The sequence below is a fragment of the Olsenella sp. oral taxon 809 str. F0356 genome (assembly GCF_000233535.1).
Taxonomy (GTDB): Bacteria; Actinomycetota; Coriobacteriia; order Coriobacteriales; family Atopobiaceae; genus Olsenella_I; species Olsenella_I phocaeensis.
The window spans coordinates 1,309,445-1,330,846 of the sequence record NZ_JH376563.1; the positions used below are offsets into that span (position 1 = coordinate 1,309,445).

The following is a 21,402-nucleotide window of genomic DNA, read 5'->3' on the forward strand; positions in this document are numbered from 1 at the left end:
GTCCTGGTCGTGGAGAGGCCCTACGTGAGCGAGGGGAGCCTCTTCTCGAGGGCGAAGTTCGGGCCCGTGCTCTCGTACTTCGTCGAGGACGACTGGCGCCACGCCTGCGAGAAGTGCATAGAGCTGATCCTGGGCAGCGGGAGCGGGAACGCCCTCGCCATCTTCTCGAAGGACCCAGAGGTCATTCGCCAGTTCATCCTCAAGAAGCCCGTCGGCAGGGTCCTCGTGAACGTGAGCACCGCGCTGGGATGCATCGGCTGCCACGGCGACCTTCCCAAGACGCTCACGGTGACGGGCTGGAACAGTGCCACCACGTCCAGGCTCGGCGTCACCTACGAGGACTTCGTACGAAGGCGCCAGGTGGGCATATCGGGCGGGGAGGCCGAGCGGGCCCTTCTCGACAAGGCGGGGTCATGCGACCACACGCCCGTCGTCATCAAGGTTCGCCTTCCCGACCCCGACGGGCCGGGCGGAACGCGGCGGGAGGTCGCCGCAGGGTCAGGCAAGGAGCCGCAGGACTGGTTCTCTGGCGTGGTGCAAGCAATGAAGAACGATTTCGTGGAGGAGTGAGAATGGACATCAAGGAGTTCGCGAAGGAGCTTTCCGAGGCGACCAAGGACATGTCTGACGAGCAGCGCGCCACCGTTCGCCACATGTTCGAGAAGGTGGCCGACCAGCTCGAGGTGCCGCTGTCCGAGGGGCACGCGGCCACTGCCGGCTCGCACGATCCCTACGACGTGCCCGACGGCCCCACCGACCGCCAGCTTCGCCTGAAGGACAACTTCCTCAAGCAGGTCCCCACCATCACCATGCACCGCGCCCGCGCGGTCACCGAGATCATGAAGGCCAACCCGGGCATGCCCAAGATCGAGCTGCGCGCCAAGGCCTTCCGCCGCTGCTGCGAGACCGCCCCTCTGGTCATCCAGGACGACGAGCTCGTGGTGGGAGCTCCCTGCGGCGCGCCGCGAGCGGGCGCGTTCTCGCCCGACCTCGCCTGGCGCTGGCTGCGCGACGAGCTCGACACCATCGGTGACCGCCCCCAGGACCCCTTCTACATCTCGGAGGAGGACAAGCAGTATTGCCGCGAGGTCCTCTTCCCCTTCTGGGAGGGCAAGTCCCAGGACGAGGTCTGCGAGGACCAGTACCGCGAGGCGGGGGTGTGGGAGCTCTCCGGCGAGTCCTTCGTCTCTGACTGCTCCTACCACGCCATGAGCGGCGGCGGCGACTCCAACCCCGGCTATGACGTCATCCTCATGAAGAAGGGCATGATCGACATCCAGAACGAGGCGAAGGAGCATCTCGCCCATCTGGACTACGCCAACCCCGACGACCTCGACAAGATCTACTTCTACAAGTCGGTCATCGACACCACCGAGGGCGTCATGACCTACGCCAAGCGCATGAGCGACTACGCCCACGAGCTTGCCTCCGCCTGCCACGACGCCAAGCGCAAGGCCGAGCTCGAGCAGATCTCGACGATCCTCTCGCACGTTCCCGCCCACAAGCCCAGCACCTTCTGGGAGGCGGTGCAGTCCGTCTTCGTCATCGAGAGCCTGCTTCCGGTCGAGGAGAACCAGACCGGCATGTCACTCGGCCGCGTCGACCAGTACATGTATCCCTTCTACAAGGCTGACATCGAGGCGGGACGCCTCACCCCGTACCAGGCCTTCGACATCGCCGGCTGCATGCTCATCAAGATGAGCGAGATGATGTGGGTCACCTCCCGCGGGCAGTCCGAGTTCTTCGCCGGCTACCAGCCCTTCGTCAACATGACGCTGGGCGGAGTCACCCGCCAGGGGCACGACGCCACCAACGAGCTCACCTACGTCCTCATGGACGCCGTGCGCCACGTGAAGGTCTACCAGCCCTCCATCGCCTGCCGCATCCACAACAAGTCGCCCGAGAAGTACATGCGCAAGATCGTCGACATCGTGCGCTCCGGCATGGGCTTCCCCGCCTGTCACTTCGACGACACCCACATCAAGATGATGCTCGCCAAGGGCGTCTCGGTCGAGGACGCGCGCGACTACTGTATGATGGGCTGCGTCGAGCCGCAGAAGTCCGGCCGCCTCTACCAGTGGACCTCCACCTCCTACACCCAGTGGCCCATCTGCATCGAGCTCACGCTCAACCACGGCGTCCCCCTGTGGTACGGCAAGCAGGTCACGCCAGACCTCGGCGACCCCTCGCAGTACAAGACCTTCGAGGAGTTCGACGAGGCGGTCAAGAAGACCATCTACTACGTGACCAAGTGGACCGACGTCGCCACAGTCATCTCGCAGCGCGTCGCGCGCGACGTGGCTCCCAAGCCCCTCATGTCCATCATGTACGAGGGCTGCATGGAGAGCGGCAAGGACGTCTCGTCCGGTGGCGCCATGTACAACTACGGCCCCGGCGTCGTGTGGACGGGCCTTGCGACCTATGCCGACTCCATGGCGGCAATCAAGAAGCTCGTGTTCGACGACCACAAGTACACCCTCGGCGAGTTCTTCGAGGGGCTCAAGGCAGACTTCGCGGGCTTCGAGCAGATGAGGCAGGACTGCCTGGACGCCCCCAAGTACGGCAACGACGACGACTACGCCGACAGCATCGCGGCCGACATCATCGACTACACCGAGCGCATCCACCTCGACTTCAAGACGCTGTACTCGCACATGTCCACGGGCACCCTCTCCATCTCCAACAACACGCCCTTCGGCGAGATGACCGGCGCCACCGCGAACGGCCGCAACGCATGGACCCCGCTGTCCGACGGCATCAGCCCCACCCAGGGCGCCGACCACAAGGGCCCCACCGCCATCATCAAGTCCGTCTCCAAGCTATCCAACGACTCCATGAACATCGGCATGGTGCACAACTTCAAACTCATGAGCGGACTACTCGACACTCCCGAGGGCGAGAACGGCCTCATCACGCTGCTGCGCACCGCCTCCATGTTCGGAAACGGAGAGATGCAGTTCAACTACCTGGACAACAAGACGCTCATCGACGCCCAGCAGCATCCCGAGAAGCACCGCGACCTCGTGGTCCGCGTCGCGGGGTACTCCGCCTTCTTCAACGAGCTCTGCGAGGAGGTTCAGGACGAGATCATCAGCCGAACCGAGATCGACCGGGCATAGCGCACCCGTCGTCGCTCGTCGGTCTCTGGATCGCTGGCTGCGCCCCCTTCCCTTGGCCTTCCGGAGGCCGACCCCTCGCCCACGGGTGACGGAGGCCTGGCCCGGGGGATGGTATGCTGGAGCCCCTGGATGATGGCGAGGAGCTTGGGGCCAACGCCGCGACGCTCGATCGCATGCTCTCTGGGGACATCGAGACCCAACAGGCGTCAGGGAGGAAGTGCGGCATGAGGAAGGTCGTCGTATTCGGTAGCCTCAACACCGACATGTCCATCGAGTGCGACCGGCTTCCCGAGCTCGGGGAGACCGTGCGCGGGTCCGGCTTCGTGACAGTGCCCGGTGGCAAGGGGGGCAACCAGGCCGTCGCCTCCGCGCGCATGGGGGCGGACACCTTCATGGTGGGCAAGGTCGGCAACGACCCCAACGGGCGCGAGCTCGTCTCGTCCCTGGCCATGCACGGGGTGGTATGCATGAACGTGAGCGCCACCACGCGCGCGGCGACGGCGACCGCGGTCGTGCTTCGCACCAAGGGCAACAACCACGTCATCCTGGACGTCGGCGCCAACGAGAAGATGACCTACGAGGAGGTGCGGGCCGCCATCCACGGCCTGCGCGGCCTCGGAAACATCTTCCTGACCCAGCTCGAGTGCGACTTCGACGTGACCATGAAGGCGATATCCTGCGCGAAGCGCAACGGGCTCTACACCGTGCTCAACGCATCGCCCGCCCGCGAGCTGCCCGACGAGATATACCCCCAGCTCGACCTCCTCTGCGTCAACCGCACCGAGTGCGCCGCCATCAGCGGGATCTGCCCCGAAGACGACGAGTCGGCCAAGGAGGCGCTGCGCTTCTTCGCCGGCAAGGGCGCCCGTGACGTCATCGTCACGCTGGGCTCCGAGGGCTCCGTGGCGCTCAGCCACGGCAAGTTCGTGCGCATCGACCCCTTCCCGGTGGACGCGGTCGACTCCACGGGCTCCGGGGACGCCTACCTCGGGGAGGTCGTCGCCCACCTCGCCTTCGGCGGCACGCTCAAGGGCGGCATGGTCTATGGCTCCGCCGCCGGCGCGCTCTGCGCCACGAAGGTGGGCGGGCAGGACACCATGCCCAGCTGGGCGGAGGTGGAGGCCCTCGCCAAGGACCGCGTGGCGGAGCTTGGCCCAGGCGCCTAGCCCCTCGGCACGATCGGACGACCAGGGAGCCCGGGGGCCGACGCCCCGGGCTCCCCTTATGCTCAGATGCTGGAATGTCGCCGGCAGGCCTGCCGCACGCCCTGGCGTGTGAGAGACTCTAGAGAGCTGTGCGTGCGTCCGCGGAAGCTCCGCCGGCGGCGCCAGGAATCCCGAGCGAGCGATTGGACTCTCATGGCCAGGCATTTCTCCGACCTCCAGCAGACGATGGGACGGGGCTTCGCCCGTGTGGGCGAAGATGGCCCCAAAGGGGGCCCGGAAGGAGGGGAGCCAGGCTCCAGCCATGTCGTGGCCGTCGTGGTCGTCTGCGCCGTCGTCTGCCTCCTGGCGCTCATGGCCGTGGGAGGATGGCGCCTCTACGTCTCGGCCCAGAGGGTGGAGGCCGAGGCCCAGCAGGTCGTGGGCAGCGTGGACGGGCTCAAGGCCGCGCTCAAGGACGGCGACGCGGAGAGGCTCTCGTCCATCGCCGCCGACGTCAACGGGGCGGCGCACGGCATGCAGAACGAGACGTCCGGCCTCCTCTGGGCCGCCGGCTCGCTCCTCCCCGTCGTGGGCAGTGACGTCTCGAGCGTCCGGAGTCTCGCCAACGTGCTCGTCGACCTCTCTGACAACGCGCTCACCCCGCTTGCCGCGAATCCCGATGCCCTCCAGCTCAAGGGGCTCGTGAGCGATGGTGCCGTGAACGTCGAGAGGGTCAAGGAGCTGGCCGCCCTCGAGCAGCAGCTCTCTCCCGTCGTCCGCCGCAGCGTCCAGACCATCGTTGGGCTGCCCAAGGCCCACCTGTCCCAGCTCGCCTCCGCCCTCGACAAGGTCCAGGCCAAGGTGGGCAAGGCGGACGAGGCCCTCGCCAAGGCGGACGCCATCGTGCCCCAGCTTCCCGCCATGCTCGGCGCCGACGGCCAGACGAGGAACTACCTCGTCGTCGCCCAGAACAACGTCGAGCTGAGGGCCACAGGTGGCTTCGCCGGCTCATGGACGACGCTCAGCGTCACCGACGGCGTCATCCAGATGGGGGACTCCCTCACCCTCCAGCACGCCGCGAACTTCCCCTTCGACTGGAGCGACGAGGAGCGCGCGGTCTTTCCCATGGTCAGCGTGGACGACCCCAGCGGCGTCAACTTCACGCCCGACTTCACCCGCGCCGGCGCACGCTTCGCCGAGGCGTACCAAGACAACACGGGAAGCCGCGTCGACGGCGTGGTGGGAATCGACCCGGTCTTCCTCCAGAGGCTGCTCTCGCTCACGGGTGGCGTCGTCGCCTCGGACGGGACCGAGGTGAACGGCGACAACGCCGCCGCAGAGCTCATGAACGGCGTCTACTGGCGCTACCCGGACAACCCCGACTACCAGGACGCGTTCTTCGCCGAGGTCGCCGGCCTGTCCTTCCAGAAGGTCCTGGGGGGGTTGGGCGACGTCGACGTGAAGAGGCTCTCCGACGTCATCGAGAAGTCCGCCGACGACCATCGCCTTCAGGTCTGGATGGCCGATGCGGACGAGGAACGGGCGATGGACGGCCTGGGCATGTCCGGGGGGATCGGACAGGACGAGGCCACCCCCGTCCTCGGGGTCTACCTCAACGACAACACCTGGTCGAAGATCGACTGGTACCTCTCCTGCGAGACGACCGTGGGCGAGGGCGTGCGAAACCCCGACGGCAGCACGACCTACGAGGTGGTGACCTCCCTGACGAACAACGGCAGCGAGGACGAGTTCGCAGGCATGCCCGAGTACATCTCGGGAAAGAACCCTGACAAGCGGAGCGTGGGTGACATGATCACCATCCCGCTGGTCCTGGGGCCAGCTGGCGGCCACGTCGACGGCCTCGTCGTCTCTGACGGCAGCAGCCTCGACGAGCACACGCTCTACGGCCTCGACGCCTGGACGGGCACCCTGCACGTCGGTGCCCAGCAGACGGTCCAGCTGAGCTACAAGGTCACCGTCTCCCCGAAGGCGGCCGCGCCGCTTGCCGTGCGCACCACCCCCCTGGCCCAGGAGTAGAATCCAAGGCCGCGTGCCATCGCGCGCACGTCCATCCGACCACCCATGGAGGTAAGTTCGTTGCTTTCTGTCGAAGAGCAGCTCAAGGTCATCACGTCCGGAACCATGCAGATCGTCCCCCTGGACGAGCTCAAGGGAAAGCTCGAGAAGGGCACGCCCCTCAACATCAAGCTGGGCGTCGACCCCACCAGCCCCGACCTTCACCTGGGGCATGCCGTCCCCCTGCGCAAGATGCGCCAGTTCCAGGACCTCGGCCACAAGGTCACCCTCATCATCGGCAACGGCACGGCGCTCATCGGCGACCCCTCGGGCCGCGACAGCACCAGGCCGCCCCTCACCGAGGAGCAGGTCGAGGCGAACGCCAGGACCTACGTCGAGCAGGCAATGAAGATCCTGGACCCCGAGAGGACGACCATCGTCCATAACGGCGACTGGCTCAAGCCCCTCGACCTTGCCCAGATGCTCAAGCTCATGAGCCAGTTCAACGTGGCGCGCATCCTCGAGCGCGAGGACTTCCACAAGCGCTACGCGGGCGGTCAGCCCATCGCCCTGCACGAGTTCATCTACCCCGTGCTCCAGGCGTACGACTCCGTGGTCATCAAGGCCGACCTCGAGATGGGCGGCAACGACCAGATTTTCAACCTCCTCGCGGGCCGCGACCTCATGCGCGCCATGGGCATGGAGCCCCAGGTCGCCCTCACCATGCCCCTGCTCGAGGGCACCGACGGTGTCAAGAAGATGTCCAAGAGCTATCACAACTACGTGGGCCTCACCGACGAGCCTGCCGACATGTTCGGCAAGGTCATGAGCATCACGGACGAGATGGTCCCGCGCTACTACCGCCTGTGCTCCACGCTCGGGATCGACCAGATCGACGCCATCGACGCCTCCTTCGCGGATGGCAGCGCCGATCCCTACCAGCTCAAGCGCGCCCTGGGTCGCAACATCGTTGACCTCTACCACGGCGAGGGCGCGGGAGCGTCCGCCGAGGCCGCCTTCGACGCGCAGTTCAAGAAGAATGAGGCGCCCGAGGATACCCCCGAGTTCCCCCTCTCGCTGGTCCAGCCCAATGACGAGGGCAGAGTCTACCTGGCCAAGCTGCTCGTCGACCTCGGGATCGCCAAGTCTGCGGGAGAGGCGCGTCGCCTCATCGACGGCGGTGGCGTCAAGGTCGCCGGGCAGCCCATTGCCCCCAAGGACTACAACGTGGCCCCCGAGCTCTTCGAGGCGGGCTGCTACGTACAGGCGGGCAAGAAGCGCTGGGCGCGCCTGGTCTAGGAGGCTCGGGACTCGTCCCCTCGAGCACATGATGCGGGCACCTACCATGCATGGTAGGTGCCCGCTGCGTCAGATTGCCTCCATCCGTGCGGTCATGTCGATGGGGGGTGCGTTGAACGGTGCCGTGGTCGCGATGCCGTCGACGCCCGTCGCGGCGTAGGACTCGGCGTTCCCCTCGTTCACGCCCCCTGCGGCTATCAGGGTCAGCTGCGGGTCCGCCTCGCGGAGTCGCAGCACCAGGTCCGCCAGCTGGTCGACCGGGATCTTGTCAAGCTGGATGCCGTCGACGAGCCTCCTGCCATCCAAGCCGCGCGCGAGCTCCAGGGCCTCGTCGGGCCCTGCCTCGACGAACAGCTTCTTCTCGACGCAGGAGCCCCTGACCTCCGCGAGCCTTCGTGCCAGGCCGTCCATCCCGTCCAAGAATGCCACGTGCTGAGAGAATACGAGGACCGTCTCGGAGAGGCCCAGGCGATGCGGCCAGGCGCCACCCGCGTGGACTGCGAGGGTGAGGAGGTCCTTGGCGCCCGGCAGGCTCTTCCTCGTCGTGAGGACCTCGCAGGAGGGGTTGGCGCGGTGTGCCGCGTCGACCATCCGCCGGGTCTTCGTCGCCACTCCCGAGAGGTGGTCGAAGAGGTTGAGCGCGACCTTCCAGCCCATGTGCAGCTGGCCCGCCGCGCCCTCGACGACCATGAGGGTGCCGCCGGCCGCGATTCTGCTCCCGTCCGGCTCGAGCGAGACGACGGTGGCGCCCAGGCGTTCCATGACGCCCGCCGCCACGTCCCCGCCCGCCAGCACGCAGTCCTCGCGGGTGAGGTACTCCATGCGCCCCCTCCGCCCTCCGATGCCCAGGAGCTCGCAGGTGAGGTCGAGGTAGGGGATGTCCTCGGATATAAGCTGGTCGATGCGCTGGTCAGGAATGAATGTCATGCGAATCCTCCTTAGGGTTGGATTCCAAGAAAACGTGCCACGTCGTCCTCGTGGGTGGTGCGGAGCAGCAGCGTGGAGTCGACCACGGTCCTGAGCCTGCCGTCGAGGACGATGCCTACGCGCTCCGACATCTCCTGCGCCTCGCTGAAGTCGTGCGTGACGAACAGCAGGGTGCAGCCGAAGTCGCGGACGACGCGCCTCACGGCGTCGCGTATGTCGCCTCGTGTGGTCGGGTCCAGCGCGCTGAACGGCTCGTCCAGGACGAGCATCCCTGGACGCGTCGCCAGAGCCCGGGCGAGGGCGACGCGCTGCGCCTCGCCTCCGCTGAGCAGGTTGGGATGCGCGTCGGCAAGGTGGCCGACCCCCAGGAGGTCGAGGAGCTCCTGGGCGTGCCACCGCGCCTCGTGTGTCCCGGCACCCATCCTCTGCGGGCCATAGGCGACGTTGTCCACCACGCTGAGGTGGGGGAACAGCAGGCAGTCCTGGTACAGCAGCCCGATGCGACGGTCCCTGGGATCGAGCTCGCGGACGTTCGTCCCGTCGAGCTCGATGCTTCCCTCGCTGACCTCGCACGCGCCGGCTATGCTCTCCATGAGGACCGTCTTGCCTGACCCCGTCCGTCCGAGCACGGCGAAGGACTCGCCGGGGGAGATGCTCAGCCGCGGCACCCTCAGGACGAACTGCCCCCTACGCACGACGAGCCCCCTGATCTCGATTCCGATGCCCATCAGACCTCACGAGCTCCTTCTGCGCGCGAGACGGGGTGCCCGCCCAGGACGTTCGCCGCCGTCAGGGCGGCCGCAGAGACGAGGAGCATGATCATCGCGGTCGCCATCGCCGTGTCCGTGTCTCCCGTGGAGATGCTCAGGAAGATGCTCCCGGGCAGCGTCTCGGTCCGCATGCGCGTCACGCCGACCAGCATGAGCGTGGCGCCGAACTCACCCATTCCCCTCGCCCAGGTGAGGACGAGTGCCGAGACGAGCTGGTTTCGGCACAGGGGCAGCGTGATGGTCCTGAACACGTCCCACGAGCCCGCGCCCAGCGTCCTCGCCACGAACTCCATGCGTCGGTCGACCCCGCACAGGGCGGTTCTCGACATGCGGAGGGCGAAGGGCACGTTGACGGCCGTCTGGGCGAGGACGATGCCCGCGGGCTGGAAGACCACCGAGACGCCATGGTCTCGCAGGGCCACCCCGAAGGGGGAGGAGAAGATTACCAGGAGGGCGAAGCCCAGGACGATGTAGGGCAGCGACAGCGTGAGCTCCACGAGGGTCTCGAGCGCGCGTCGGCAGGGGAGACCTCCCCTCGTCATCGCCCAGGCGCACGGGAGGGCGAGCGCCATGCACAGGGCGGTCGAGAGGGAAGACGTCATCATGCTCATGCGGAGAGAGAACATGACCTCTTCGGACGAGAGGGCAAGGCCCAGATGGGCGATTCCGTTCGCCGCGATCGCGAGGATGGTGGTGCCCATGAAGAGGACGAGCACCGCGCTCGTCGCGACGCACAGGACCGGGAACAGCTCTCTCCTCCGAGTGGTCGCCAGGTGAGAACGATGCATCCCTAGACCGTCTCGTAGCCGTGGGACTCCCAGATCTTCCGAGCTTCGTCGCTGGTCAGGAACCCGACGAACTCCGAGAGTGCCTCGCCGTCGGACGCGCCTGACAGCTCCGCCGCGGGGACGGTCTTGGCGAAGGGCTCCATGTCGGACTCCGCCACGATGGAGACCCCCTCCCCGACGTTCTCCTTCCATACGATGCCGGCGTCCCCCTGCCCGTTCGCGAGCGCGGCGGAGATCTGCGGGGCGGTGGTCGTGGTCGAGACCCTTCCTTGCACCTCGTCCCAGATGCCGGCCTTCGTCATCGCCGCCCGAGCGACCTTTCCGATGGGGGTCGACTCGGGGTCGCCTATGAGTATGGCGTCGGCGTTCGCGAGGTCGACAATGGACTGGATGTTCCTGGGGTTCGAGCTCGGAACGGCGAGGACGGGGATGTGCCGCACGAGGTCCGTGCTGGCGGCCAGGGCGTCCCCCAGCCTCTCCGTCTCCTCGACGGAGCCGGCTATCCACAGGTCGCCCGTGCCGGACTCGCGTATCTGCGTGGCGATCTGTGCCGCATTGGCGTAGGTGACGTTCATGGTGCAGCCGGTCTCGTCCTGGAACCTCTGGGCTATCTCCTTGAACGGTTCGGCCATGCCGGCGCCGCAGTACACGTTCAGGGACTTGCCGGAGAGGGGAGCGGATGAGGCGACGTCCTTGCCCCCATTCGTCCCACCGTCGTCCGCCCCGTTCCCGGAGCAGCCGGGGAGTGCCCAGACGGAGAGCAGCGATGCGGCCGCCCCGAGCCGTAGCAGTCCGCGTCGGGTGATTGCTGGGTGGGTAAGCTCGTGCCTGAACATGGGTCTCTCCAATCTTTTGGTGGCTGCGCCCGACCATAGGGTGGTGACTGCCCGCGGTCCCCCAAGGCTCCCGCCGCGCCCGACCTGCCGCCGGTCCTCTCCACCCGTTATAGCTTATCATGGATATCGATATTGCGAGCTAATCGCATTCCAGAAATATAATAAATTCTTATATTTAATTATGTGCAAAATATATCGACTGGCGATGCATGGTGGCATGGAGGGCCAGGCGACCTGGACGCATGGGCCTGGATCGTGCCCCCCGGCCCACCATCACGCCATCGGGGCACGTCCCCCGCCTCGTCCCGCACGTACGCGTAAGCAGCGTCGCGTGCGTGGCCTCTGCCTGTGTTCGCTTCTTTCTGGCGCCGTCCAGCGCCCTCCTGGGGTAGAGTCTCTCCCGTCTTTGGAGGGGACGTCGACGAGGATGGGCATGGGGACGTTCGGATCGGGGAAGGCTGCGCCGGCGGAGGCGCAGGCCAGCAGAGCCTGTGAGTCGATCGAGGGTGTGGCGGCGGGTCGCCCCCACATTCCCGCTGCGCCGCACTGCTTTCGCGAGAGGCACGGCGTGCCCGAGCTTCTTGCGCCCGCAGGCGGTCCCGAGCAGTTCAACGCCGCGCTGGCAGCCGGTGCCGACGCCATCTACTGCGCCCTGGGCAGCGACTTCAACGCCCGCCGTGGCGCCCATAACTTCAACTACGAGACCTTCGGGCGCGCCTGCCGCGACGCGCATCTGGTCGGCTGCCGCGTGTACGTGACGGTCAACGTCGTCATCCGCACCGACGAGATGCCCCGCGCGCTTGCCCTGGTGAGAAAGGCCTGGCTCCTGGGCGCCGACGCCTTCATCATCCAGGACTGGGGCCTGCTCATGGAGGTTCGCCGCCGCTTCCCGCAGATGGAGTGCCACGTCTCGACTCAGGCCAACGTCCATGACGCCCGCGGCGTCGCCTGGTGCCGCGACCTTGGGGTGGGCCGCGTCACCCTCTCGAGGGAGCTCTCGGTTGACGAGATAGCCATGATCGCCCGCGAGGGCGTGGAGCTCGAGGGCTTCGGCCACGGTGCGCTCTGCTTCTGCTACTCGGGCGTCTGCATGATGAGCTCGCTCAAGGGGAACCGCTCGGCCAACCGTGGCCTCTGCGCCCAGCCCTGCCGCCTCCCCTACGAGCTCCTGGACGGGCGGGGGAGGGTCGTCTCCGCCGAGGGCCGTGGTCGCCCGCTCTGTCCCAAGGACTACTGCACGGTCGACGACCTCGCGCGCCTTAACGACGCCGGGCTGGGCTCTCTCAAGGTCGAGGGCCGCATGAAGGCCCCCGACTATGTGCACTCGGTCGTCTCGTCCTATCGCCTCGCCCTCGACGAGCTCGCGGCCGGGCGCACGTCGACCCCGTCCGAGAGCGACCTGATCCACGACCGGCTCCGCCGCGCCTTCAACCGCGACTTCACCAACAGCTACCTGGACCACCGCTCGGACGACGACATGATGAGCTACGAGCGCTCGAACAACCGGGGCGAGCTCGTGGGAAGCGTCGTGGGCAGCCGTGACCTGGGCGGCGGAAAGGTGAGGCGCGGGGGGTCCAACGGCGGTCGCGCGCGCCTCCGCAGCAAGACCTTCGCCGAGATCGACGTCCTGCTCGACCGCCCGGTCGGTGCAGGCGACCTTCTGGAGCTCCGTCCCCAGGACGATTCCAGCCAGTTCCTTACCGCGCACGCCCCTTCGGACGCACTGCCGGGCGACACCATCAGCTGCCGCGCCACCCGCGTGCTGCCTCGGGGCAGCGCCGTGCGCGTGATTCGCTCGAAGCGTGCCATGGACGACGCCGCGCGCGCCGCCACGGGCGAGCTCAGGCCGCGACGCGGCGTAGACGTGCGCGTCGTCTCTCACCTGGGCCAGCCCTTCGCCGTCGAGCTCGTCTGCTGCGACGGGAGCGCATCGGCGCGGGCGGAGGGCTTCGTCGTCGAGCCCGCGCGCACCCGTCCCGTGACGCGCGAGGACCTCGTCGAGCACGTGGGTCGCATGGGCTCGTCCCCCTTCGAGCCCCGCTCGTTCGAGGTCGAGCTGGACGAGGGCTGCGGCATGGGGTTCAGCGCCGTCCATGCGCTGCGCGCCCGGGCGGTGGAGGAGCTGACGCGCCAGGTCGAGGCACCCGTCAGGGCGCGCGCGGAGGGCCTCGCCACGGTGCCCGACCTTCGTGACATCGAGCTCGAGCTGGGAAACCTGAGAGGCGCACCAGCCACGCAGGGTGCGGGAGCGGCCGAGGTCTGCGCCCTGGTGGACGACCTCGACTCGGCGGAGGCGGCGGTCAAGGCAGGCGCCACGCGTCTCTATGCCACGCCCGAGGCGCTGCGGGACATGGATGGGCTCGTGCTGCCCGGGGGCTGCGTCCTGGTTCCCTGGCTCGACGAGGTCTGCCGCGAGTGCGACCACGAGCGCCTCGATGCCCTCGTGAGGCCCGGGGCGCCCTGCGCGGTGGGCAACGTGAGCGAGCTCGCCCTCGCCGCCCGGAGGGGTGCCATGGCCGAGGTCCGCGATTGCATCCCCGTGCACAACACCAGCGCCGCGGTCGCCCTCGAGCGCGCCGGCGCCGCGGGCATCTGGCTCTCGCCCGAGCTCACGCTGGAGGAGGGCTGCGCGCTCGCGCGGGCTGCCTCGGTGCCCACGGGCCGCATGGTCCTTGGGCGCACGCGCGCCATGACCAGCGAGCATTGCGTCCTCCAGGTCGCGGACCGCTGCATACACGACTGTCCGCGCTGCGCCCTGAGGAGGCGCCCGCACAGCCTGAGGGCGACCGACGGAAGCCTCATGCCCGTCCGGACCGACGTGCACGGCCGTAGTCGCATCTATGCCGCCACGCCCCTGGACGCCACGCCTGAGCTGCCGGAGCTCCTCGCGGCGGGGATGACGCGCTTCATGGCCGACTGCACGCTCCTCTCGCCCGACGAGGCCGCCTCCGCCGTCGGCCGCGTCGCCGCCGCGCTCAAGGCCGCCCAGGCGGGCCGACCTCCCCTCCGTCGCCTCGCAAACCACGACTCAGGCCACCTCTTCGAGGCGATCGACTGACGGCGATGGTCACTTCTGGGTTTTGTGGGGCGTCCTCGGAGTCTTGCGGCGAGGTTTGGGTAGACTCAGCAACGTAAATGGAATCGATGTGGTGGGAATTGCCGCACGAGGAGAGGAAGAGCATGGCAGACGAGCAGAGGACCCCGGTCAACCGCGAGCTCCTGGACGCGACCCTGGGCGTCATCCGCCAGAGCCTCCAGGCCGATGGGGGCGACGTGGTGCTGGTCAACGTCGACGACGAGGGCGTCGTGACCCTCGAGATGCAGGGCGCCTGCGCGGGCTGCCCGCTCTCGAGCTACGACATGAGCGAGGGCATCGAGCGCATCCTCAAGGAGCACGTGCCGGGCGTCACCAAGGTCGAGCCCGCCATGGCGTGGTAGCACCTGTAGGAGCGTTCGACGCTGCGGTCCCGGGAGGGGCCGCAGCCATTTTTTGCCCCGTGGGCAGGCGAGAGGAGCCTTCATGTGGCTTGATGCCATCTACCAGGGACTGAACCCTATCGCGTTCACGCTGGGCCCACTCTCGGTCCGCTGGTACGGGCTGGCCTACTTCGCGGGCTTCGTCTGCGCGGGCGTCGCCATCTGGAAGGTTTCCAGACGCTGGGGCATAGAGCTCAGCCTGGACGACCTGACGGAGGTCATGGTGGGCATCGCCCTCGGGGTCATCCTGGGTGGACGCCTTGGCTACGTGCTCTTCTACGGCGATGGATACTACCTGGCCAATCCCCTCAAGACACTCGCGCTCTCCGAGGGCGGGATGAGCTTCCACGGGGGGCTCGTCGGCGCGGTGCTGGGAGGATCGCTAGCCTGTCGCAGGCTGCACCTCTCCATCCCCACGGTCGCGGACCTCGCGGTCATCGGCGCACCCCTGGGGCTCTTCTTCGGCCGCTGCGCCAACTTCGTGAACGGGGAGCTCTGGGGCAAGGAGACGAGCCTGCCCTGGGGCGTCATGTTCTGGAACAACGGCGGTGGCCACGTGTACCGCCATCCCTCGCAGCTCTACGAGGCCCTGCTCGAGGGCGTCGTGATGTTCTGCGTCCTCTATGCGCTTTCGCGCCGCCGCCCCGCGCGTCCCCAGGGGACCTTCCTGGGGACCTTCCTCGCGCTCTACGGCTGCTTCCGCTTCCTGGTCGAGTTCGTGCGCCTTCCCGACACCCAGCTGGGATACCTCCTGGGGACGGGTTGGCTCACCATGGGCCAGTGCCTCTCGCTTCCTTTGGTTGCGATCGGCGTGGGAGTCCTGGCCTGGTCGAGGGGGGTGGCGCGTCCCCAGAGGGGCAGGGCGTAGCCCCGCATGCGCCCGTGTCAATGGCTTTCCAGGGTAGCTGCTAGAATGGGTCACCAACTGAACAGACACTGAGGGCACGGTCCTACAGCTGCAAAGCCTAGGGCAAAAGGATTCCGGTTCGACTCCGGACCAGCGGGAACTGTGTTCCAGGGCGAGGCGCGCCATGGGCGTGCCGTCTGGTGGGCGCGCGCCGCGCCACCATCCTGCCTGCCCTCTTCGTGCCCTTTGGGGCGAGAGGAGCGGGAATGCGCTTTCCCACACCGGTCAAGCTGGCCCAAGGCGGCCTTGCGGTCGTGCTCTCTCTCGGCCTGGCGCTGGGCGGCGTCCCCGCCCAGGCCTGGGCCGAGGTGGCATCCGATGGGGGAGGGGCGGCTGCCGCCGAGGCCGTGGCCCAGCCAGGCCTCGAGTCGGATGGCGCCCCAACGTCAGGGCCGTCGGACAAGGGCGGCGCCCAGGCCCAGGAGCATCTGGACCAGTTCCTGAGGGACACCCGAATCATCTCCGGCGGGGGCGACGCCGTCCAGAAGTCTCCCGACGGACTGAGCTACGACATCGGCCACAAGACGAAGAGAAGCCCGATCACCTCCCTCAACTTCCGGACCCTGGTCAACGACAAGTCGTATTCCTATGCGCTGACCGTCGAGTCGAACGACTACGTGAGCCCGTCCGGGGACATCGCGAGCGGCAGGTTCGTCATCGACGCCCGCCCCGATGGCTCCGCCGCGAGCGTGCCCCTCACCATCCGTGCCTTTGCCCCGGGAACGGACGCCACCGCCATGGGGGACGGCAGCGTCGAGGAGCTTGCGCGCGCCACGGTCACCCTCGTGCTCGAGCCCGCGCCGGCCGTCTTCGAGGTGGGCTTTGCCCCCACCGACGCGAAGACCGGCAAGGCGATCGAGTTCGCGAGGGTCAGGGTCAACGAAGGCGAGTCGTGGGGCGACGAGGTCCGCCCCAACGCGAGGGGGCTCTTCGAGCTCGACTCCTCCAAGGCCTACTACGTGAGGGTTGTGGCCGACGGCTACGAGGAATACGCCAATCCCAAGTTCACGCCCGCACAGGCCGGCTCCGAAGGCGTGGAGCTCGCCCCTCTCGCCTTCGTTGACCTGCGCTTCAGGGCAGTGGACGCCCAGGGCGCCCCAATCGACGGGGTGAGCCTCTCCGTGAGGGCGGGCGGTTACTCCGGCAAGGCGGTCGACCCGCGGCCCGACGGCAGCTATCGCGTCGCGGTCGGGCAGAAGCTGCGGGTCAGCGCGTCAGCCGAACACTACGGCCAGGCGTCGAGGGACCTCGTCGCCGCCGAGGGTATGCCGGGCACCCAGGACGTCCAGCTGAGGCTCAAAGAGGTCGTGGTGCGCTTCGAGGGGCTCAAGCCGGACGGCAGCGTCGACGCAGGCGCGAAGGTCAGCGTGACCCATGTCGAGGAGGACCCCTACGGAGAGGACGAGGACGAGACGGTGACCGACCGGCCGGGAGCCGACGGCCGCTACGCGCTTGCGCTCTCGGACGGCCCCTACGCCGTCACCATCACGGGCTCCGACGGCTACAAGGCGCGCACGAGCTACGAGCCGGACGGCAGCAAGGCCGAGGACCTCGTCCGCCTCAAGCTCTATGACGACCCCAACCAGGCCAGGGTGGACGCCCTGGCGAGGGCCCTGGATGACGCGCTTGGCGCACTCAGGCCGAGCTACCGCAAGGACAAGAACGCCAACGAGCTCGTGCGCAGCCTGCTCGCGGAGAAGCTGGGCAAGCCCGCCCTCGAGGGAGTCACGGTCTCCGTCGCCTCGACGGCAGACCCCCAGCGCGTCGCGGCCGACGGAGGCATCGGCTACCGGAGGTCGCCCCTCGACGGCAGCTTCCACAACCCCAACGTAAGCTGCAGCTTCGCCTTCGCGGCGGACGACTGCACGGCGGTCTCGAAGCCCAAGAGCGTCACCATAGGCTGGGACCAGGATTACTTCCACAGCCAGATGGAGGTCGAGGGACAGGCGCTCGACGCGGAGTCCATCCTCGGGGGCAATTCCTCTCTGGATTCAGTGGTCTCCGACCTTGCGCTGCCCTCGAGCCTGCAGGCAGACCAGCGCAAGGCGTACTCCAGCGTTCGTTGGTCGAGCTCCGACGAGGCGACGGTCGACACGGCGGGCAAGGTGACCCGCGGTGCCGTGGACAAGAGGGTCACGCTCACGGCGACGCTCGTCCCCAACGACTCAAACCTCAACGCCAACGTCGAGAGGGCGGCGGACTTCGGCAGTGTGACCAAGGCCTTTGAGGTCACGGTCAAGGCCGATCCCGAGAAGGTCGCCTCTGAGTCCGCGCGCCTGCAGTCGGCACTTGACGACAGGTTCGTCTACCCGAACCTGAGCTACTCGAGCGGTGGCCCCATCCCGGCGAATGGGGAGGGCATAGACGCCGACCTGCAGCTTCCCACGACGCGCACCCTGGGCGTGGACGGCAAGCTGGATCGCGTGAGCTACTCCAGCTCCACTGACGCGATCAAGGTGAACGGCTATGCCGCCCGGGTCGTGCGCCCGCTTCCCGGGGAGCAGGAGGGCGAGGCCGAGCTCACCTGCACCATCCAGAGCAGGGAGAATCCCGAGGTGAGGGCCAGCAAGACCCTCCGCATCGGCATTAGGCCCCTGGACTCCCAGGAGATTGGCTCCGCCCTCGACCTGATGGCCAAGGCGAAGGCAGGCTATGCCGATGCCCTGGCTGCGGGGCAGTCGCTACTCGGCGTCACCTCGAACCTCTCCACCTTCCAGAAGGCGTACCTGGACGACTCGGGCGAGCTGCGCTGGGCGCGCAACGTCTCCGAGTCGTCGGCGCACGCGGGCGTCGTTCCCGAGCAGTTCCCCGAGTACGACAGCATGGGCAGCTACGACCAGGCGCGCACCTTCCGCTCGAGCGACACGAAGCTCGTGCTCAACGAGACGCTCCAGCTCGCCTGGAACGCCGACAACAGCACCATGCTCAGCCTATTCAGCCCCCAGCCCACCTACAACCAGGAGGTCACCGTCAGCTCCGTGCTGACGGACGAGCGCTACTCCGAGCTTGCGAGGCTCCGTGGGGACGACCCCGTCTGGGGAGAGAGGCTCCGCTCCCTCGTCTCGCAGCCGGTCTCCGCGCAGCTGAGGGTGCTGGGCTCGAGCGGCGTCGACGCACCCAGGCCACAGGTCGAGGTCAAGGCATCCGTCATAGGAAGGGATGCCTTCGGAAGCCCCGAGGTCTGGACGCGTGAGGCCAGCTACTCGCTGGACGAGGGCTCGACCGCAGATGTGCTCACCGAGAGGATGCTCCAGGGGACGGGGCTCGCCCACGAGTCCCAGAACGGCCAGTACGGCTACTACCTCTCGACCATCAGCTCGCCTGACGGGAGCCGCAGGCTCGGCTACGACCAGGACTCCGGCAGGTATTGGCAGCTCTTCGTGAACGGCGTCGCCGCCGACGAGGGGGCGGGCGGAATCACGCTGAAGAAGGGTGATTCCATCGTCTGGTGCTACTCGGCCTACGGTGACAAGCTGCCCGAGGACGACAAGAGGATGGTCACGGCCAAGGTCCGGGTCGTGGGGCCGGGCGCGGGGGGCGCAGACGTCAGTTGGGTCTCTTCCCGCGAGCTGGCTGTGCCCGAGGGAACCACGGCGGCTCAGCTCTCCAAGCAGGTGCTGAACGACGCCGGCTTCGACGTGGACGATGGCATCTACACCATCTCCGCCCGCTCAGGGCAGACGCTTCCCAACGGGACATCGCAGCTTGGAGCAGTCCAGGGAAAGGACGGCGGCTGGAGCTGGTGGCAGTTCTTTGTCAACGGCAAGATGTCGAAGGAATACGCGTCCAACTACGTCCTGGGCCCAGGAGACGAGATCGTCTGGGCGTACGGAACGGAGAAGAGGGAGTACCCAAAGAACGACGTCACCGTCGATCCTGGCCTCAGCCTCCCGGACTGGCCATCCGAATGGCCGGGCTTCAGGGGCGAGGGCGAAAAGGGGTCCACTTCCGCGGCAACCCCCGTCGAAGGCGGCGAGGCGCAGTGGACCTTTGCTCCGAGTGCGGGCGAGGGGGCGCCAAGCGATCCCGTCCTCGTGGGCGGTAGGGTCTTCGTCGCGAGGGGAGACGTCCTCTATGCGCTTGATGCCGCCACGGGGAAGGAGCTTGGCAGTGCCCAACTCCTCACCTCGGTCGACTCCACGGCACGCCTGGTGTACGACGGCGGTCTCGTAGTCATTCCTCTGCACGGTGGGCGCCTTCAGACCGTCGCGGCAGACAGCCTGAAGACCAAGTGGGCGATAAAGGACGCCCTCTCCGAGTCCAACGGCCTGCCCCAGCAGTCGCTGAGCACCCTGACGGTGCAAGGCGGCTACCTGTACTACGGCACTGCCGCAGCGGACGCCGGTGGCGGTTCGCAGGGCGGCTACCTCCTCTGCGTGAGCCTGCGGGACGGTAGCATTCGCTGGAGGAGGGAGAACTCCCAGACGGGCTTCTACTGGTCAGGCGTCACGCTCGTCGGAGGTCGTGCCATAGTCGCGGATGACTCCGGTGCCGTTCGCGTCCTCGACGCATCGGACGGCAGGGAGCTGGGGACCCTCGACCTGGGGGAGTCATCTCGCGCCGGCGTCGTTGCTTCCCCCGACGGCAAGGTCGTCTTCGTGGTCACCAGGGACGGAATGCTTCACCGCCTCGCCCTGGGTGCAAGCGGCGAACTTCGCGAGGAGGACCGGGTCAGGTTCAGCGACTACAGCACCTCGACGCCCACGCTCGTGGGCGGGAGGCTCTACGTGGGTGGCAGGAGGCTCCTGAACGGAAGGTATGCGGGGGGCATCTACGAGATAGACGCCTCGTCGATGAGGGTCGTCTCCAAGGCCGAGGTCCTGAAGTCCGGTGCGGCGCTTCCCGGAGAGGTGAAGTCCAGCCCGCTCGTCCGCACGGGCGAGGACGGCACCTACGTCTACTTCACCTGCAACGCCCTGCCGGGAGGGGTGTATCTCTTCAAGGCGGGCGATTCGACTGCGACGCTCCTGTTCGAGCCGGAGGCGGGGCGTCAGCAGTTCGTCATCACCTCGGTGATTGCCGGAGCTGACGGCAGCCTCTACTACGGCAACGACTCGGGCATGCTCTTCAAGCTCGTCGGCAGCGGCCCGATTGAGCAGCCGAAGCAACGCAATCAGGACGGCTCGGGTGGCGCGAGCGACAGGCAGGGCTCTGGGGCGCACGGCAACGGTGGTGGCGCAAGCGCGTCCGGCGAAGGCTCCGGCGGAGCCACCTCGTCGCGGCAGGACCGGGAGAGCAAGACCTCCGGCTCCGACGCATCCGCCAGGGATGCCGCGTCATCCTCGGAGGCGGACCTGGCATCCCCCCGCGCGCGGAGGCTTCCGCTCTGGCCCATCGTGGGCATGGCGGGCGGCGTGGCGGTCCTGGCGCTCTGCCTGGCGTGGTGCAGGCGCGATGACGAGGAGGAGCGGGCATGAGCGCACGTAGGCAGAAAGTCGTTCGCGGCGCGCTCTCGGCCGCCTCCGTCCTCGTCATAGCCTTCTGCGCGTGGTCCATGTCCCAGTACGCGAGGGGAGAGGACCCGCTGGCATCCCTGACGGCCGTCTCCGGACCCTCGCTTGCCACGACCCAGGAGGCGGCTGCCGGTTCGGGCATGGCAGCCGCTGCCTCGGAGTCCAGCTCGACGGGCGAGGGCCCTGCCAGCGCAGGCGATCAGGGGGAGTCCAGCTCGGAGGGGCGGTCGTCGGACACCTCCTCAGAGACGTCGGCTGCACCGCAGGACAAGCCTGCGGAGGGCTCTGAAAGGGGGAGTGACGAACCGGTCGAGGGTGCCTCGTCGGATTCGTCCGCGGGCGCCCCGTCCGAATCGACGGTCTCGGCGCCTTCCGCGGACGACGGCCTCATCTCGGTCACCGTCTCCGTCAACGGGAGCGCCTCCACCGTCCGCGTGCGCGAGGGTGCCACGGCATATGACGCGCTCTGCGCCGTGGCGTCGGTGGACGCGGGCGCGAACCCCTACGGATCTGGCAGCTGGGTCTACGTCATCGACGGCGTGGGGAGCACGGACATGTCCAGGGGCCACGGCTGGGTCTACGCGGTCGACGGCTCCAGTCCCAGCGTCATGAGCGACGAGTGCCCCGTGTCTGATGGCTCGGTCGTGAGCTGGAGCTACGTCTAG

General features: G+C 67.8%; 14 protein-coding genes. 10 read left to right on the top strand and 4 right to left on the bottom strand.

From position 1 onward, the window contains the following. Positions 1–9: 9 nt before the first annotated feature. The 5 genes from HMPREF1008_RS10875 to tyrS all read left to right on the top strand — a co-directional run bounded on the left by HMPREF1008_RS10875 (position 10) and on the right by tyrS (position 7,579). Positions 10–570: a hypothetical protein gene (locus tag HMPREF1008_RS10875; RefSeq protein ID WP_232202839.1), complete on the top strand. Its 561-nt coding sequence runs from the start codon at positions 10–12 to the stop codon at positions 568–570. A gap of 2 nt (positions 571–572) precedes the next feature. Next, entirely contained in the window at positions 573–3,119 is a 2,547-nt protein-coding gene (gene cutC, locus HMPREF1008_RS06000) for a choline trimethylamine-lyase (protein WP_009278961.1), read from the top strand. A gap of 113 nt (positions 3,120–3,232) precedes the next feature. Further along, positions 3,233–4,285, top strand: coding sequence for a ribokinase (locus HMPREF1008_RS06005; protein WP_009278962.1), 1,053 nt, complete (start codon positions 3,233–3,235; stop codon positions 4,283–4,285). Positions 4,286–4,477: 192 nt separating this feature from the next. Beyond that, positions 4,478–6,301, top strand: coding sequence for a DUF4012 domain-containing protein (locus tag HMPREF1008_RS06010; RefSeq protein WP_009278963.1), 1,824 nt, complete (start codon positions 4,478–4,480; stop codon positions 6,299–6,301). A 60-nt stretch (positions 6,302–6,361) separates the two neighbouring features. Continuing rightward, entirely contained in the window at positions 6,362–7,579 is a 1,218-nt protein-coding gene (gene tyrS, locus HMPREF1008_RS06015; RefSeq protein WP_009278964.1) for a tyrosine--tRNA ligase, read from the top strand. Between the two features lie 69 nt (positions 7,580–7,648). Here the strand turns inward: tyrS and modD are convergent, their stop codons facing one another. From modD to modA, 4 genes are all read right to left on the bottom strand, one after another. Continuing rightward, the gene (gene modD, locus HMPREF1008_RS06020) at positions 7,649–8,506 is read right to left on the bottom strand and encodes a ModD protein (RefSeq protein WP_009278965.1); all 858 of its coding nucleotides are present in this window, start codon (positions 8,504–8,506) and stop codon (positions 7,649–7,651) included. A gap of 11 nt (positions 8,507–8,517) precedes the next feature. Then, the gene (locus tag HMPREF1008_RS06025) at positions 8,518–9,234 is read right to left on the bottom strand and encodes an ABC transporter ATP-binding protein (protein ID WP_009278966.1); all 717 of its coding nucleotides are present in this window, start codon (positions 9,232–9,234) and stop codon (positions 8,518–8,520) included. Beyond that, positions 9,234–9,977, bottom strand: coding sequence for an ABC transporter permease (locus HMPREF1008_RS06030; protein WP_232202840.1), 744 nt, complete (start codon positions 9,975–9,977; stop codon positions 9,234–9,236). The genes HMPREF1008_RS06025 and HMPREF1008_RS06030 overlap by 1 nt, the downstream gene beginning before the upstream one ends. An 89-nt stretch (positions 9,978–10,066) precedes the next feature. Then, entirely contained in the window at positions 10,067–10,900 is an 834-nt protein-coding gene (gene modA / locus HMPREF1008_RS06035; protein WP_009278968.1) for a molybdate ABC transporter substrate-binding protein, read from the bottom strand. A gap of 568 nt (positions 10,901–11,468) precedes the next feature. Between modA and HMPREF1008_RS06040 the strand changes: the two genes are divergently transcribed. From HMPREF1008_RS06040 to HMPREF1008_RS06060, 5 genes are all read left to right on the top strand, one after another. Continuing rightward, positions 11,469–13,958, top strand: coding sequence for a U32 family peptidase (locus tag HMPREF1008_RS06040; RefSeq protein ID WP_040657036.1), 2,490 nt, complete (start codon positions 11,469–11,471; stop codon positions 13,956–13,958). A gap of 122 nt (positions 13,959–14,080) precedes the next feature. Beyond that, positions 14,081–14,338: a NifU family protein gene (locus tag HMPREF1008_RS06045; RefSeq protein WP_009278970.1), complete on the top strand. Its 258-nt coding sequence runs from the start codon at positions 14,081–14,083 to the stop codon at positions 14,336–14,338. Between the two features lie 82 nt (positions 14,339–14,420). Beyond that, positions 14,421–15,245, top strand: coding sequence for a prolipoprotein diacylglyceryl transferase (gene lgt / locus HMPREF1008_RS06050; RefSeq protein ID WP_009278971.1), 825 nt, complete (start codon positions 14,421–14,423; stop codon positions 15,243–15,245). A 245-nt stretch (positions 15,246–15,490) separates the two neighbouring features. Then, complete coding sequence (locus HMPREF1008_RS06055) at positions 15,491–20,701, top strand: PQQ-binding-like beta-propeller repeat protein (protein WP_009278972.1); 5,211 nt, start codon at positions 15,491–15,493, stop codon at positions 20,699–20,701. After that, complete coding sequence (locus HMPREF1008_RS06060) at positions 20,698–21,402, top strand: DUF4430 domain-containing protein (protein ID WP_009278973.1); 705 nt, start codon at positions 20,698–20,700, stop codon at positions 21,400–21,402. Before HMPREF1008_RS06055 ends, HMPREF1008_RS06060 begins: the two co-directional genes overlap by 4 nt.